Raw genomic sequence first — 14946 nt, 5'->3', positions numbered from 1 at the left:
CTGTGGGGTAGCTCGTCGCCAGCGTTGGCAGGACGCGAACAGGACAATCAGCAGCGCCAGGGCGCCGCTGACCAGGGCCCGGCCACCGACCCGAGCAGAAGCATTCCGTGGCAACGTCGGAAAGGGTCCGACCAGCGCGCTGGATCGGTTGGTGGCGGCCTCCCGTGGGTAGCCTCGATGCATGGCTACGCTGGGCAGGGCCAGCGCCAGGACCCGGAAATTCCTGGCCCGATCGGCCGGGTGGCTACGGGAGGCTGCCGGGCGAATCGTCCGCGACCTGCTGGTCAGGCTTTACCGAAAGGTTCCCGCCTGGCTGGACAAACTCGCCGACTCGGCGAGCGGTTCGCCGAGCGTGCAATCTGGACTGGCAGGGGTTTCCGCTGCCATGAGGGGAAAGCACCCGTTGTGGCCGGCGGTGAAGGCCGCGGTCGCCGGACTGAGCGTCAAGGTCAAGGTTCTCCTGGTCCTCGGCCTCGCCCTTGCCTTGCTGCTGGGGCCTGTGTTGCTCGTGCTGCTCTTGGTATTCCTGGTCATCGCCGTGATCAAAACGATGCGACTGCGGCACAGTGAGGAATTCGTTACTTCGCGGTGGTGATGGGGTGATCGAGAGTTGCAGCCCCGCGCGTCGCGGTCGCTTTCCGAGCGCAGGCTATCGCCAACCCCGCCATGAGCCCTTGAACCTTCATCGACTGACTGCGTCGGGAAGCCCTGAGGAATGGAGGTGAACACTGGGAAACGGAAGAGGGCAGCGCAGGTCAAGTTCGGATCTTGGCGTGCATACCGCGATCTTGGCATCGGGGGGTCGTGATGTTGGTTCGAATCAAGATGTACCTGGCGGCTTTCATCGGCTACCTGCTGGGCCGATGGCACATGGGGAAAGCCGCCTTGCGCCTCGCGCGCCTGCTGGCGCGCAAGAAGCTGAGCAGCATGAGACCTGCCCGCCGACGGGCAGCCTCGAATCGCAGAAAGCTGCTCCTGCAGCGCGCAGGTATAACTGCGGCGTGCATTACGGCCGGGGCTGGAGCTGCCTACGCTGCCTATCGCATGACCCGCTCGGTCGCGCTCGAAACCAGCGAAGCCGAGCAACCGGCAGGGGCTCCGGTGGAAGGAGCTGCGCCGCTAGGCGAGAGTGCGGACGAAGCAATCGTTCCACCAGAAGGTGCCATCCCGGCAGCGCGCGAGCCCAAGGCAAGAGCGAAGAAGAAGTCAGCGAAGAAGGGGGCCCAGCGCTGACTCAGGCCGCGGCCAATTAGCTCGGGCGCTGGAAGTTACCTGTCAGGCGGGGTTTCGCCAAGAGGACTTCGGTCATCAAGACCACCGTGCAAGCATCGACGGCTACCGCACATCGTCCATCTTCGTCTTGCACGCGCCAAGCGCATACTGGTCGGCGAGCACGGTGTTCGTGCGTCCGGTGGAGCAGGCCAGTGGGGTGCTCCACTGATCGAAGACGCTCTGTCCGGTTAGGGCATTCGCATCTCGAAGAAGGGGGCGGCACCATGTCGTGGTTCCCTCGCTTGCTCGGCATCGGTACGGCCGCGATTGGTGCGACCGTCGTTGTTCGTCCAGAAACGCTGGCCGTTCCATGCGGGCTCACCGGCACAGCCGGAACGACTTCCCCAGGTACGGCGGCGCTTTGCCGGGGCATCGGTGCCCGAGACGTCGTATCGGGGCTGGCCCTGGTGTTCGCGCCCAGCCCGGATCCGCTGCGACTGGCTGTAGTAGGTCGCGTGATGACCGACATCAGTGACGCGCTGCTGCTGGGCAGTTTCAGACCCGTGCCGCCGGCGCGGGGGACTTTGGCGACGCTCGCAGCCGGCCGAAGCGTGCTGACCGCCCTGATCGGTTTGACCATATGTTCAGGATCAGCGGATGAAGAATCCGCGAAGCTGTGTGGTGAGCAGGCGCGGCGCCGGTATCGACGAGAGCACGACACCTCGGAACCTCCGTGGTCCCTGCGAGGCTGGGTGAGCGGGATCGTGGACGAGGAACTTCAGCGGGCCGGCGTGGTCCAGTGATCTCGTTTTCAAGTCCAGGCAATGATATTCCATCGTGGGTGACAGCCGTGATGGCAAAGTTTGATGTATTTCAAAATCACGAAATCGCCCCGCGACGCAGGTGTCCGGTGTCCAGTGGGCGGGTAGCCGACTACGGTGGTCGTGGAAGTCGGCTGATCGGGCTTCGGCGCTTGGTCGAAATGACAGCGCCGAACCCTGGTATTCGGTTGCGTGAATCGATCGTGACTGCGGGCAACAGGCCCGCCCGGCTGTTCGGGCAGGGAGCTGATCATGAAATCAGGACCTCAAATCGCGCTGGCGGTAGCCGTCGGTTATGCCCTCGGGCGCAGTCGCAAGATGAAGCTCGCGATCGCAGCTGCGGGGATGTTGGCGGGACGACGTTTCTCGGATCCCAAGGAACTGCTGGCCAAGGGCGGCAAACTGCTGGGAGCCTCTCCAGAGGTGCAGAAGCTCACGGGAGAGGCGCGAGAGCGACTGTTGGACGCGGCCAAATCAGCGGTGTTGGCTGCTGCGACGAGCAAGATCGAATCGCTCGGTGACAATCTGACGAGACGCGCCGCCGGTCTGCGTGCGGTCAACGTCGAAGACGCCGAAGAGCAACTTTCGGGCGCCGGGAAAGAAGTGGCCAACCTCAGCAAGAAGGCAACCCGGCGGAGGGCGAGCTCGGAAGGGACTCCGGCCGAGGAAGAGACCGAGTCCGAGGGATACGAAGAAGAACGGACTGCGGAGAAGTCCGTGGAAGGCAGAACGGAACGCCGCCGCACGCCCGCGCACTCCGCACGCTTGAGCGGGCGGCGGCCGAGGTATGCCGCCGAGGGGAAGGAAACCTCGAGGACGTCGCAATCCAGTGCGCGGGGCAAGACGACGTCTGCGACCAAGTCCTCCAGTGATTCGAGCGGCCGGGCGGAGCGCCGGATCGGCGGTTCTGCGGGGCAGGGCCAGCACAAGCCGGCGACCTCCAGGTCCAAGCCTTCGGCTCCCAAGAAGACCTCCTGAGCGGGCTGGGTGATGATCATGGCGCAACCGTCCAGCGAAAGTCGCGAATCCAGATCGGGTGGCTTGTTGCGAGAACTGCCGCTTGAGCCGTTGAAGGCTGGTGCCAAGGAGCTACTGACGTCGGCCGGGGAGCGTGCAGCCGGTTTGGTCGGCGAAAAGGTCGAAGAAATGACCGAGCGGTTGACCGAATCGGCGGAGAACGGCGGCGCCGGACTGATGGCAGCGGTTACGGGCGCCAAGGAGATGGCTGAAGGGGGATCCCCGGTCAAGTCGGGACTGAAGGCCGGTCTGACGGGCCTGGGGCAAAAAATTAAAGGTGCACTGGGCATGGGTGGCGGAAAAGGGGGGAAGAAGGGGAAGTCCAAGGTGGTGAACATCATCGAGCACAATGATGTTGGGCTTCCGGTTCGCGTCGTGTACGACCAGTGGACCAGATTCGAGGATTTTCCAAATATGACGAAGAAAGTCCTCAGTGTGGATCAGGAATCGGACGAGAAGGTCAACTGGCAGGCGCAGATCTTCCTCTCGAAGCGGAGCTGGCAAGCCACCATCGTCGAACAGGTTCCCGACGAACGGATCGTGTGGACTTCAACAGGGGCGAAGGGGACCGTGGATGGCTCCGTCACCTTCCACGCGCTCGCGCCGGACATGACCAGGATCCTGCTCGTCATCGAGTACTACCCGCAGGGGTTCTTCGAGAAGACCGCATACATGTGGCGTGCGCAGGGCCGCCGTGTTCGCGCCGACTTCAAGTACATAAAGCGGCACCTGATGACGCGGACGATCTTGGAGCCGGACGCGGTCGAAGGTTGGCGCGGCGAGATCCGAGATCGTGAGGTCGTGAAGACCCACGAAGACGCTTTGCGCGAAGAGGAAGAAGCGGAGTACGCCCCTGGGGGCGGCGAGGAAGAGCCCCAGGAGTACGAGGGCGAGTACGGCGAAGCCGAAGAGGGCGCTGAGGAGGGCGAGGAAGGCGAGGAATACGGAGAGGAAGAGGAAGGCGAGGAATACGGAGAGGAAGAGGAGGGCGAGTACGGCGGCGAAGAAGAGGAGGGGGAGGCGGACCACGGCGAAGAATCGGAAGCCGAGGAGTATGAGGGTGGAGGCGATGAGGAGTACGACGAGGGCGAAGGCCGCGAAGGAGAGGAGCAGCGCGGCCGACGCCGCCGCGAAGCGATGACGTCCAGCCGGAGAAGGTGATCACATGACCGTCGCGAGCATGCAAGGGGGCGGCGGATCGCCGGTGCAGCGCGGATCGTCGGGCGACTTGGCGGAAGTTGTCGAACTCATCCTGGACAAGGGGCTCGTCATCGACGTCTTCGTTCGGGTTTCCCTGGTGGGAATCGAGATCGCCACTGTTGATGCGCGGGTTGTAGTGGCCAGTGTGGACACCTACTTGAGGTTCGCCGAGGCGACCAACAGGCTGGACCTGGAGCAGAAGGGTGGCAAGGACCTCCCGGAGCTGGTGGAGGGCGTTACGCAGAGCAGCGTCGAAGGCAAGACCAGGGGAGTGATCGATGCTGCCAAGGACAAGTTCGACGAATTCCGGAGTGACGATCAGGCGGAGAAGCGGGAGAAGCAGCCGGTCAAGCGCACGCGGAGTCGGGAGCGTGAACGATGACCACGCATGCGAAGCGCGCCGAGGATGTCCAGACCGAACCAGGAGGGGATGTCGAGAAAGCCGTGTACGTCTACGGCATCATCGGTCGCCGAGAAGAACTGCCAGACGAGCTTCCCTCCGTCGGGGACGACGAAGCCGAGGTCGTGCTGGCCTCGCGAGGCGAGCTCTCTGCGCTGATCAGCGAGGTGCGGCTGGTTCGACCGCTCGGCACCCGTGAAGACCTGCTTGCGCACGAGCGCGTCCTGGACACCCTCGCCGCCGAAACGACCGTGATACCGATGCGTTTTGGCTCGGTCGTGACAACTGCGGACGCGGTCGTCGAGGAGCTGCTGGAACCCCATCACGACCGCTTCGAGGCCATGCTCACCGAACTCGAAGGACTCGTTCAGTTCACCGTTCGGGGCAGATACGCGGAGAGCGCGCACTTGCGCGAGATCGTGCATGAAGTGCCCGAGGTCCGGCAGCTCCGCGAAGATCTCAGCGGTCTGCCGGAAGACGCAGGCTACGCAGAGCGCGTGCGACTGGGTGAACTGGTCAGCAACGCCGTCGACCAGAAGCGCGAATCCGATGCGGAGACGCTAGTGGCCTCGCTCGAACCGTTCTCCGTTGCTTCACTTCCACATGCGGTCGCAGCCGAAGACGATGCCGTGCACGTCACGTTCCTAGTCGATCGCGAGCAGATCCCGCAGTTCGAGCAGGCCATGGACGAACTGGGGGAGCGGTGGGCGGGACGGATCGACCTGCGGTTGATCGGTCCGCTCGCTCCCTACGACTTCGTGCCGGAGAACTGAACATGGGACTCATCACCGGACTTCTCACCTTGCCCCTGGCACCAGTACGTGGTGTCGTGTGGGCCGCCGAACAGGTCAAGCAGCAGGCGGAGCAGCAGTACTACGACCCCGCGCTCATCCAGCGCCAAATCGCGGACGTCGACGATGCCTACGCAGCCGGTGAGCTGTCCGACTCCGAACGCGACCGGTTGCACGACGAATTGCTGAGCAGGCTGTTCGAGGCAAATCGGCGACGTCGAGGAAAGGAGATGTGACCCGGTGGCCACGGCGCGGCGCGAGGGACCAGGAGATCGCGAGCCGCCTGCGGAGCCCCGCCGGCGCGATCTCCCGCGGCAGACGGGATCCAAGACGCCTACGACGAAGAGCAGCCCGGAGCGGGGCCGGGAGCCGAAGCGGCCGCCGCGCCAGGAACACGACAGCGACGATGACAGAGGCCGGGTGCGAGCACAGCATTCACTCAAAGCGGCCGAAGTGGCCCGGATGGCCGTGCGCCAGGTGTACGAGCTGACCGGTCGGCAGCCGGAAGGCGTCACGTCCCTCGAGCGGTCCGAAACGGGCTGGGTCGTGGACGTCGAGGTGGTCGAGAGCCGCCGGGTTCCGGACACGGCCGACATCTTGGCCGTGTACGAGGCGGAACTGGACGAGGACGGTGATCTCGTTTCCTACCGCCGGGTCGACCGCTATGCCAGAGGGCGAGGCAACGAACGATGAACGGCTATGACGGAAACGACCGGACCACCGCTCCAGCGGTGCGAGGAGGCGGTGCTCGCGCACCGACGTGGTACGGCGAGCGCGGCACGACGCCCGCGCAGCCGCAGTCCGCGAACCTCGCCGACATCCTGGAACGGGTGTTGGACAAGGGCATCGTCATCGCCGGTGACATCCAGGTGAACTTGCTGGACATCGAACTGCTCACGATCAAGCTCCGGCTGGTCGTAGCCTCGGTCGAGCGCGCCCGCGAAATGGGGATCGACTGGTGGGAGCACGACCCCACGCTGTCGTCCGGCCACCGGGACCTGGTCGAAGAGAACCGGTTGCTGCGATCGCAGGTGCGCGAGCTCGAATCTGGGCGCAGCACGACCGGGGCCGCGCTGGAGGAAGGTGCGGACGAGCCGCTCCCCGAACCTCATCGGGAGGTGCGCGAACGCAGCGCTGAGGAGCAGGACCATGGCTGAAACGCTCTCTTACGTCTACGCGATCTTGCGAGCGGGCGTGGGCATTTCCGGGCGTGTGGCAGGAATCGCCGGGTCAGAGGTCCGTCTGGTCACTTCCGGTGGCCTTGCCGCACTTGTCAGCACTGTCGATGCCGCGGAGTTCGGCGAACAAGGGCTGCGCAAGAACCTGGAAGACATGGGGTGGCTGGCAACCACGGTCCGGGCGCACAGCCGGGTCGTCGAGGCCGCCGTCACCGCCGCGCCTGTCGCCCCGCTGGCCCTCGCCACGGTCTACTACAACGATGACCGCGTTCGGGCCGCACTCGTGGAACGAGGACCGGCGTTCGCCGACATCCTGGAGCTCGTCTCCGGTCATGTCGAGTGGGGGGTCAAGGCCTTCGCTGACGTCAGCAGGAAGGAGCAGCGGGAGTCCACGACCTCGGAGCCCGGTGGGGCCCAAGATCGGCCAGGGCAGGCATACCTCGGCAAGCTCCGGGAACGGCGGAAGGGACAGGCCGAGGCGGAGCGCGATGCGTGGCGGCAAGCCGAGGAGATCCACGCTGCGCTCAGCGATGTGTCTCATGCGAACCGAGTACATCCGCCGCAGAATCGCGATCTGGCGGGCTATCAGGGGCTGATGGTGCTCAACGGCGCTTACCTGGTGGAGGATGCGCGCACCGAGGAGTTCATCGCGGCGGTGGAGAGCATCGCCGCGGAGAGCGCCATGCGGATCGAGCTGACTGGGCCGTGGGCCCCGTACTCGTTCGTGATGGTGGAAGGTGCGGATCAGCGGTGAGCGCGATTGCCGCGGGCCGCGACATCAGCCCGCTCACGGTTCGCGACTCCCGGGAGATCGCACTCGTCGATCTGCTCGATCGGTTGTTGGCGGGCGGCGTCGTGCTGGCCGGCGACGTAACCATCTCGCTGGCAGGTGTCGACTTGGTGCGGGTGTCTTTGCGGGCCATCATCACCTCGATCCATGAGGCCACGGTGGACGTCGACTCGTGGGAGCAGGTCGACGATGGGTGAATCTTCGCGTTACCACCGACCAGAGAGGCAGCGGGGACTACCGCACCGCATAGAAACCGACGCGGAGTCGGTTCAACGCGACCTGGTCCGGCTCGTCCTGACCATCATCGAACTGCTGCGCCAGTTGATGGAACGGCAGGCCCTGCGCCGTGTGGATGAAGGCGGCCTCGACGAGGACCAGGTGGAAGAGCTGGGCTTGGCTCTGATGAAGCTGGAAGAGGCGATGGCCGAACTCCGCGACCGCTTCGGCTTCGCCGTCGAGGACCTCAACCTGGACCTTGGGCCGCTCGGCCCTCTGCTACCTCGCGATGACTGACCACAGGGGAAACCCCCTCGCACACCCGACAAACCGGAAGATCATTAAAGACGTCCTCCGCCGGCTGCACGAAGCCACGGGAGGAAATACCCCCTCTGCCGCGCGAGACGGGGACTGCGGAGAAGTGGATGAGGAATTCGAAACCGAGGAGCGCGAAGGAGACGAGGACGGCGATTAGGTCGAGGAGTACCCGGAAGTGCCTAGGGCTTCGTCGAGGACGAGGAGGATGAGGAAGAACACGGACGGCGTCGCCGTGAACCTGTGATACCCAGTCGGAGAAGGTGATCGCATGACCGTCGCAAGCATGCAAGGCGGCGGTGGGTCCCCGGTACAGCGGCGAACTGGAGGCAATCTTGCAGATGTAGTTGAGCTCATCCTCGACAAGGGCCTGGTCATTGACGTGTTCGCGCGTGTCTCGCTCGTGGGGATCGAGATCCTCACAGTCGATGCGCGCGTCGTCGTGGCCAGTGTGGACACCTACCTGCGGTTCGCGGAGGCGACCAACAGGCTGGACCTGGATCAGACGGGCGGCAAGGACCTTCCAGAGCTGATGCAGAGCATGGCTGAGGGCGGGGCCAAGGGTAAGACCAAGGGGATGATCGACGCCGCCAAGGAGAAGTTCGGCGAGTTCCGCGGTACTGGCCAGGATGCTAAGGGGAAGAATCAGCCCGGCCGGCGCCGGGAATCACGTATTCGGGAGCGTGATTGGTAGTCACACGCGCAGAACGAGGCGAACAGGTCCAATCAGGACAGCCCGATCGCAACGTGTTCGTGTCTTCCGGGCGAGCTCACAGGTTCCTGCAGCCACCCTCGGGAAGAGCCCGGCCTGGGAAGCGATGGACGGTTCACCGGCCGGTATGAGCTGGCAGGCCAGATTTGTCTTGGTGGTGGGGACGATCTTGCTGGCCATCCTGCTTGTCGTGTTTGGTTGTGATCCTCTTGTTGGTGCTGATCGTAAGTGCCGTGGGCAACGCAGCGCGGTTGAGTCACCGCGGCTGGAGGCTCTGGACACGTGCTTCGGATTTTCCGCGCGAGCTTCGACGCTTGATCGCCTCACTAGATTGAGCGATGTTTGGAGGTGGCACCGGGCTCGTAGCGAGTTCACATGGGCGACCTTTTTTCGCTCAGGGACGTGATGATCGACTGCCTCGTGAATGGCGTCCAGACCCCTGCGCCTGAAGAATGGACTGCAACTGCTCGCGCGTGTGATGAAAACGGTGATTGGAAGCTCGGGACATGATAAAGATCAAGGCTTTTCTGGCCGCGCTCCTCGGATCTTTGCTGCACCTCTGGGACATGGCAAAGATCGCATTGCGCCGCGTTGGCAAGGTTGTCCAGGACGTGTTCGAAGCTCGTGCGCCGAGGCGTCGTGGCAAGCGCAGGTTTACCTGGCGGTCAAAGGTCCACGAGCGGAGGATGGTGCTTTCGAGGCGTACGGGCATGGTGGCGGCGGGGAGCGCAGCAGCGGCTGCCATGGCGTACGTCGCTTATCGTCTGTTGCGCTCGCCGAAGGAACCAGTGGAACCTTCACTCGGCCGGGAACAGACCCCTGAAGAAGCCGAAGCCTCGACTGAGGCGAGCGCTCGGCCGGCCGAGGAGACGTTCCCACCTGAGGGTGCCGTCCCGACAGCTCGGGCAGCTAAAGCCGGTACTGGTAAGCGGGGTCGGGGCTCGAGAAGACTGGCCCGGCATCGCGGCTCCAGCTAGTGGATGCATTGGCTGTGTGCTTCTGCGCGTCGTGCCTCAGGTGGTGCGCACGAGGCGGGACCTGGGCGTTTGCGTGGAAGCACCGACGATATCCACGGCGTGCTACTTCTCAACGACGTCAACCCTGGCTGTTCTCCGTGGCGGCGCTTGGTCGGGTAGCTCCACGCTCCCACTTCGGGGAGTGCGTGTCTCGCGAATCATGTCGCGCAGCTCGCTCAAGAACAAAGCTTGAGCCATCATCGCCCAGTACAGCGCCTCGTTCTTCGGCTTGACCTGTTCGGCGGCCGCCCGCGCGCGGGCAAGGGCTTGATCCGGATCGGTGACGATCTTGCTTGTCTTCTTGTCCTTAGCCATGACCACGTCCTACCCGCCGGCGCGATCATTAACACCCGACTGGGCGTTGAGTCGCAGCGCAGCGAAAGCGTGGGAGACAGCGAGATAGGGCGAAGCGGATCAGCAGGTGTTGAGGCGAAGCAGGCGCACCTCAGCGAGCTCGGCGAATGCCGTGCAGCGGTGGTTCCGGACTCCGTGGGGGAAGTTGATCCGCTGGCCGAGTCGTGCTGCGATAGGAACCGCGGATGTTGAGACGTGACCGCGGGGCACCTCGGCGAGTTCGTGGTGCCACCGCGTCGCGCGGGTTTTCGGTGGTCGAGCGGACTCGCCGTCGAGAGCTCGGAACTGCCAGGTCACCGGCGACCGCCCCCGGTTCGCCAGTGATGCTGTCCAGGGCGGAACGGGAGGTCGGGCATGTCCCCGGTTGCGGATGCGGAGCCTGCACGGCCGCACGTGATCGCCAGCGGCTTCGACGACTGGGACTTCCCGCGAACCACCGCCGGATTGGTGCTGCTTCTCGACTTCGCGGCGACTCGTGGGATGTCGGCGGTGGCGTGCCTGGCAGGCTCGGGCATCGATCCGGACACCTTGCACGATCCCGATCTGCTGGTCGAGGCCTCCCAGGAGCTGGCGGTGGTGCGCAACATCCTCCGCGAGGTCGGCAGCCCACCCGGGCTCGGTCTCGAGGTCGGGAGCCACTACCACTTGACGACCTTCGGCATCTACGGATATGCCCTGATCAGCAGCCCGACCGTGCGCGACATGGTCGAGGTGGGCCTGCGCTATGCCGCTCTGACGTTCGCCTTCTCCCGGATCACCGGCGAGGTGGACGAACTCGGCCGGTTCGTGCTGCGGATGCGCGGGCACCGCATCCCCGCCGATGTGCGCCGGTTCTTGGTCGAGCGCGACTGCGCGGCGATTATCGTGATGCACCGGCACATGTTCGAGGGCAGCGATCCGATCCCGTTGCGGCAGGTGGACTTCGGCTTCCCCGAGCCCTCCGGTGGACTGCCCTTTCCCGACTACGGGGTTCCGGTCAGGTACGGCGCACCGACGACGGCGTTGTACCTGGACGGCGACTACCTGGACCGCCCGATGCCGCACGGCAATCCGCACACCGCGCAGGTCTGCCGAAGGCTGTGCGACCGGCTGCTGGCCCAGCGCAGCGCCGGCGGGGTCGCGAAGGCGGTCCGGGAGTACTTGATCGAGAACGGTGGGGTGGGCCCGGGAGTGGAGCACTTGGCCAGGCGGCTGCACATGTCATCCCGAACGCTGCGCCGCAAGCTGTCGGCAGAAGGCACCACGTACCGGCGGCTGATCGACGACGTCCGGCTGACCATCGTCCAGGACACGATGCGCCGGGAGACGCTCTCCGCGGCCGAGCTCGCCCAGCGGTTCGGCTACGCGGAGGGCTCGAGCTTCGTGCGCGCGTTCCGGCGGTGGACGGGCGAGACAGCCCAGTAGCCCACCCGTTTCCGGCGGTGCGTCCCTGGAATGCCGCTGTCGGCGCATCAGCTCAACTCGAAGCCGTGGTAGTGCGCCACGGCTATCCCGTCGCAGATCTGCTTGTAGGTTCCGACTCCGCCGGTGAACGGCATGAAAACGCGCTGCTTGCCCGGGATGTTGGCACCCATGTACCACGACGCGGCCTGCGGCATCAACGTCAGGTCCGCGGCGTCGTTGGTGGTGTTGACCCAGTTGTCCTCGGCGTCGAGTGCCGCTTCCATGCGGTTGAGCCCCTGCTCGCGCAGGTGCTTCAGCGCGCCGGTGATCCAGTCGACGTGGTACTCGATGGAGGTCATCATGTTGGACAGCACCGATGGGCTCTGCGGGCCGGTGATCGTGAACAGGTTCGGGAAGCCCTCCGACATCAGCCCCAGGTAGGTCCGCGGACCGTGGGCCCACTTCTGGCGCAGGGTCCGGTCGCCGTTGCGGATCTCCATCGCTCCGAGCGCACCCGTCATCGCGTCGAAACCGGTGGCCATGATGATCACGTCGCATTCGCGCTCGGTGTCGCCTGCGACGATTCCCGTCGAGGTGATCCGGTGGATCGGCTCTTCGTTGATGTCGACCAGTGACACGTTGTCCTGGTTGTACACCTCGAAATAGCCGGTGTCGACGCACATCCGCTTGCTCGCGATCGGGTATGTGCGCGGTGACAGCTTCTCGGCCAACTCGGGATCCTCGACCTTCTCGCGGATCCGGCTGCGCACGTACTCGGCGGCGATCTCGTTGGCGTTCGCATCGGTGAGGATGTCCCGGAAGCCGGAGTTGTAGCACAGGCCACCGATGTCCCAGCGTCGGCTGAGCTCTGCCGCAGCTTCCGCGGGATCGGTCTCCGCGAGGAATCCGGTGCCGTCGTCGCACTGGAACCCGAGCCGCGTCATCCGGCTGGCCTCGCGATAGGCCTGGTAGTGCGGCCTAACCCGGGCGAGTCGCTCGTTCGGTCCGTTGTGCGCGGGGACGGCGAAGCTCGGCGTGCGCTGGAAGACCGTCAGTTCCCCGACGATCGGAGCGATCGCGGTGATCGTCTGCAAGCCGGACGAGCCCGTGCCGATCACGGCGACCTTCTTGCCCGCCAGGTCCACTCCCTCGTGCGGCCAGTTGGAGGTCCAGTACACCAGGCCTGCGAAGTCATCGATGCCCTCGAACCGCGGGCGGGACGGTTTCGACAGGCAGCCGGTCGCCGCGATCACGTGCGCCGCGGTCCGGCTCTGCCCGTCGTCGGTCGTCACCGTCCACCGGGTCGCGTCCTCGTCCCAGTCCAATTTCTCGACCCGCGTGCTGAAGGTGATGTCCTTGCGCAGGTCGTACCGCTGCGCGACGTGCTGGGCATAGGCGAGGATCTCCGGCTGCGCGGCGTAGCGCTCGCTCCAGTCCCACTCCTGCTCGAGCTCGGGGTCGAAGGAGTAGGAGTACTCGACCGACTCGATGTCGCACCGCGCACCCGGGTAGCGGTTCCAGTACCAGGTGCCGCCGACGTCGTCGCCGGCCTCGATGACTCGCGCGTCGAAACCGGCCTGGCGCAGCCGGTACAGCTGGTACAGCCCCGCGAACCCCGCACCGATGATGATCACGTCGTGGTCGAGCACGGTTCAGCCCTCCTCACCGAACGAAGCGATGAACTCGTTGATGTGCTCGGCGACGAGCTGCACGCCCTCGTCGTACCCGGGCAGGATCTTCGCCATCTGGAAGTACGCGTGCATCTGGCCTTTGGCCTCTTCGAGGGCGACGGGCACGCCGGCGGCCTCCAGGGCCTTCGCGTAGGCGACGCCTTCGTCGTGCAGGGGATCGCACTCCGCGACGTAGACCAGGGCTGGAGGTAGGCCCGCGTGGCTTGCGGCGCGCAGTGGGGAAGCATCGGGGTTCTCGCGTGCTTGCTCGTCCGGGATGTAGTGGTCCCAGAACCAGACCATGGTGTCCCGGCTGAGCAGCAGCTGGTTCTCCGGTGCGAGGTAGGACGCCGTGTTCAGGTCGCAGTCGGTCACGGGGTAGACGAGGACCTGGTAGTCGATCTTCGGCCCCTGCTTGTCGCGAGCCCACAGCGTCATCACCGCGCTGATGTTCCCGCCGGCGCTGTCACCGGCGACGATCAGCGGCGCACCCTCGGGCGCGAGCTCCGCGGCGTGCTCGTCGGTCCAGGTCAGGCCGACGTAGCCGTCCTCGATCGCGGTCGGGAAGGGGTGCTCGGGGGCCTTGCGGTAGTTGACGAGGACCACGGTCGACTGCGTCATGTTCGCCAGCTGGCGGCCCAAGTGGTCGTACTGCAGATCGATGTCACCCAGGACCCAGCCACCGCCGTGGAAGTACACGATGATCGCCTTCGGCGTGCCCTCGGGCGTCAACACCCGAGTCCGGAACTGCCCGCCCGCGCCCTCCAGCTTGATGTTCTGCACCGATGCGACCGCCGGGCCCGGCCCACTCATACCGGCCAAGATCGGTCCGCTCATCCGTGCGATCGCGGGTGTCGACTCGTGTATTGCCGGGCCACCCGACTCGGCGAGTTGTGCCAGGAAAGCCTGGGATGCTGGTTCCAGAGGCATGGCAACATCTCCTCGTTCGCGTCGCGCAGAGCGCTCCTGGGTAAGGTGCAGGTTACGAACGCGAAAAGACCTGCGGAATCGCCGGAGCGGACAGAACGCCGACCGTTCCGGTCACGCCACTTCAACTGAGGGTTTTCCATCCTCGTCCTGCGGGGCGGTGCGGGTCGCGGAACCTCAGCGCCCGCCTGGACTCCGGGTGCCCGACTTGATGTATGGCCAATACACGGCATTCGGACCCGTTCAGGGGAGAGCGTTTGCGGACATCCCGTCGACGGCATCACGCTTCTCGACGACCAGCAATTTTGTTGCCTGCGAACGACGGATCGAGGGCGTGATCGAAGTGACCAAGTACCTGGTGCGAGCGGCCTACACCGCCGAGGGTGTCAAGGGTCTGCGCAAGAAGGGCGGCACGGCCCGGGTGGACGCCATCCGGAGCGTGGCGGAGAAGCTCGGCGGCAAGTTGGAGTCGTTCTACTTCGCCTTCGGCGAGTACGACACCTACGTCATCATCGACTTGCCGGACAACGCCTCGGCGGCGTCGATCGGACTGGCCGTCAGCGGCTCCGGTGCCGCTCGCACCGATACCGTCGTCCTGATGACCCCCGCCGAGGTCGACGAGGCCGTGTCGAAGGAGCTCGGCTACCGCGCGCCGGGCGAGTGACGTCGTCGAACAGGGATACGCATTCCATCGGAAGTCCTGCCAGTTCAGCGGGAAACCGTCGGCTTCCAGCTCCACGGCGTTGGAAAGGTCGATGCGTTCGGGCACGAAGTTGAGCGGCCCGGTTGAGCAACCGGGCCGCTCAACGTGGATGGATGTTGGTGTTCAGGCGCAGCGGACGGATTCAACGGCCTCAGTCGATGCGGGCGATCGCGACGTAGACGCAGGAGTGCTCTGGTTCGCTGTTGTGCTGGTCCGGGTTCCATTCCTGGGCGAAGACGAC

The 14946-nt window shown here is 65.1% G+C and carries 19 protein-coding genes; 16 read left to right on the top strand and 3 right to left on the bottom strand.

Going from position 1 to position 14946, the window contains the following annotated elements:
* Positions 1-181: 181 nt before the first annotated feature.
* The 14 genes from ABTZ89_RS01470 (at position 182) to gvpJ (ABTZ89_RS01405) (ending at position 8634) form a co-directional block, all read left to right on the top strand.
* Complete coding sequence (locus ABTZ89_RS01470) at positions 182-595, top strand: hypothetical protein (RefSeq protein ID WP_270946382.1); 414 nt, start codon at positions 182-184, stop codon at positions 593-595.
* Between the two features lie 212 nt (positions 596-807).
* Positions 808-1233 (top strand): hypothetical protein, encoded by a 426-nt coding sequence (locus ABTZ89_RS01465; protein WP_270946381.1) that lies wholly within the window; start codon positions 808-810, stop codon positions 1231-1233.
* A 281-nt stretch (positions 1234-1514) separates the two neighbouring features.
* Positions 1515-2015, top strand: a complete 501-nt coding sequence (locus ABTZ89_RS01460; RefSeq protein WP_351038832.1) for a hypothetical protein — start codon at positions 1515-1517, stop codon at positions 2013-2015.
* Positions 2016-2285: 270 nt separating this feature from the next.
* The gene (locus ABTZ89_RS01455; protein ID WP_351038830.1) at positions 2286-3011 is read left to right on the top strand and encodes a hypothetical protein; all 726 of its coding nucleotides are present in this window, start codon (positions 2286-2288) and stop codon (positions 3009-3011) included.
* Between the two features lie 18 nt (positions 3012-3029).
* Positions 3030-4211: an SRPBCC family protein gene (locus ABTZ89_RS01450; RefSeq protein WP_351038828.1), complete on the top strand. Its 1182-nt coding sequence runs from the start codon at positions 3030-3032 to the stop codon at positions 4209-4211.
* Positions 4212-4215: 4 nt separating this feature from the next.
* Complete coding sequence (gene gvpJ / locus ABTZ89_RS01445; protein WP_351038826.1) at positions 4216-4632, top strand: gas vesicle protein GvpJ; 417 nt, start codon at positions 4216-4218, stop codon at positions 4630-4632.
* Positions 4629-5423, top strand: a complete 795-nt coding sequence (locus ABTZ89_RS01440) for a GvpL/GvpF family gas vesicle protein (protein WP_351038824.1) — start codon at positions 4629-4631, stop codon at positions 5421-5423. The genes gvpJ (ABTZ89_RS01445) and ABTZ89_RS01440 overlap by 4 nt, the downstream gene beginning before the upstream one ends.
* Positions 5424-5425: 2 nt before the next feature.
* Complete coding sequence (locus ABTZ89_RS01435; RefSeq protein WP_351038822.1) at positions 5426-5677, top strand: gas vesicle protein GvpG; 252 nt, start codon at positions 5426-5428, stop codon at positions 5675-5677.
* Between the two features lie 4 nt (positions 5678-5681).
* Complete coding sequence (locus ABTZ89_RS01430; RefSeq protein WP_351038820.1) at positions 5682-6134, top strand: gas vesicle protein GvpO; 453 nt, start codon at positions 5682-5684, stop codon at positions 6132-6134.
* The gene (locus ABTZ89_RS01425; RefSeq protein ID WP_351038817.1) at positions 6131-6598 is read left to right on the top strand and encodes a gas vesicle protein; all 468 of its coding nucleotides are present in this window, start codon (positions 6131-6133) and stop codon (positions 6596-6598) included. Before ABTZ89_RS01430 ends, ABTZ89_RS01425 begins: the two co-directional genes overlap by 4 nt.
* Positions 6591-7373, top strand: coding sequence for a GvpL/GvpF family gas vesicle protein (locus ABTZ89_RS01420; RefSeq protein WP_351038816.1), 783 nt, complete (start codon positions 6591-6593; stop codon positions 7371-7373). The genes ABTZ89_RS01425 and ABTZ89_RS01420 overlap by 8 nt, the downstream gene beginning before the upstream one ends.
* Positions 7370-7606 (top strand): gas vesicle protein, encoded by a 237-nt coding sequence (locus ABTZ89_RS01415; protein WP_270946371.1) that lies wholly within the window; start codon positions 7370-7372, stop codon positions 7604-7606. The genes ABTZ89_RS01420 and ABTZ89_RS01415 overlap by 4 nt, the downstream gene beginning before the upstream one ends.
* Positions 7599-7922, top strand: coding sequence for a gas vesicle protein K (locus tag ABTZ89_RS01410; protein WP_270946370.1), 324 nt, complete (start codon positions 7599-7601; stop codon positions 7920-7922). The genes ABTZ89_RS01415 and ABTZ89_RS01410 overlap by 8 nt, the downstream gene beginning before the upstream one ends.
* Positions 7923-8211: 289 nt before the next feature.
* Positions 8212-8634 (top strand): gas vesicle protein GvpJ, encoded by a 423-nt coding sequence (gvpJ, locus tag ABTZ89_RS01405; protein ID WP_351038813.1) that lies wholly within the window; start codon positions 8212-8214, stop codon positions 8632-8634.
* Between the two features lie 1097 nt (positions 8635-9731).
* Here gvpJ (ABTZ89_RS01405) and ABTZ89_RS01400 read toward each other — a convergent pair.
* The gene (locus tag ABTZ89_RS01400; protein ID WP_270946367.1) at positions 9732-9983 is read right to left on the bottom strand and encodes a hypothetical protein; all 252 of its coding nucleotides are present in this window, start codon (positions 9981-9983) and stop codon (positions 9732-9734) included.
* A 393-nt stretch (positions 9984-10376) separates the two neighbouring features.
* On the opposite strand from ABTZ89_RS01400, the gene ABTZ89_RS01395 reads away from it, so the two are divergent.
* On the top strand, positions 10377-11426 hold the full coding sequence (locus tag ABTZ89_RS01395) for an AraC family transcriptional regulator (protein WP_351038810.1): 1050 nt from the start codon (positions 10377-10379) through the stop codon (positions 11424-11426).
* 47 nt (positions 11427-11473) lie between these two features.
* Here the strand turns inward: ABTZ89_RS01395 and ABTZ89_RS01390 are convergent, their stop codons facing one another.
* Positions 11474-13054 carry a flavin-containing monooxygenase gene (locus tag ABTZ89_RS01390; RefSeq protein WP_351038808.1) on the bottom strand — a complete coding sequence of 527 codons (1581 nt, stop codon included), beginning with the start codon at positions 13052-13054 and terminating at the stop codon, positions 11474-11476.
* A gap of 3 nt (positions 13055-13057) precedes the next feature.
* Positions 13058-13912: an alpha/beta hydrolase gene (locus ABTZ89_RS01385; protein ID WP_351038806.1), complete on the bottom strand. Its 855-nt coding sequence runs from the start codon at positions 13910-13912 to the stop codon at positions 13058-13060.
* 424 nt (positions 13913-14336) lie between these two features.
* Between ABTZ89_RS01385 and ABTZ89_RS01380 the strand changes: the two genes are divergently transcribed.
* Positions 14337-14666 carry a GYD domain-containing protein gene (locus tag ABTZ89_RS01380; protein ID WP_351038804.1) on the top strand — a complete coding sequence of 110 codons (330 nt, stop codon included), beginning with the start codon at positions 14337-14339 and terminating at the stop codon, positions 14664-14666.
* The last annotated feature ends 280 nt before the right edge of the window (positions 14667-14946 follow it).

This window comes from Saccharopolyspora sp. NPDC002686, assembly GCF_040295745.1.
Taxonomy (GTDB): domain Bacteria; phylum Actinomycetota; class Actinomycetes; order Mycobacteriales; family Pseudonocardiaceae; genus Saccharopolyspora; species Saccharopolyspora oryzae.
Note: the sequence above shows the minus strand (reverse complement) of the source record. Positions and strands in the feature narration are given on the sequence as shown.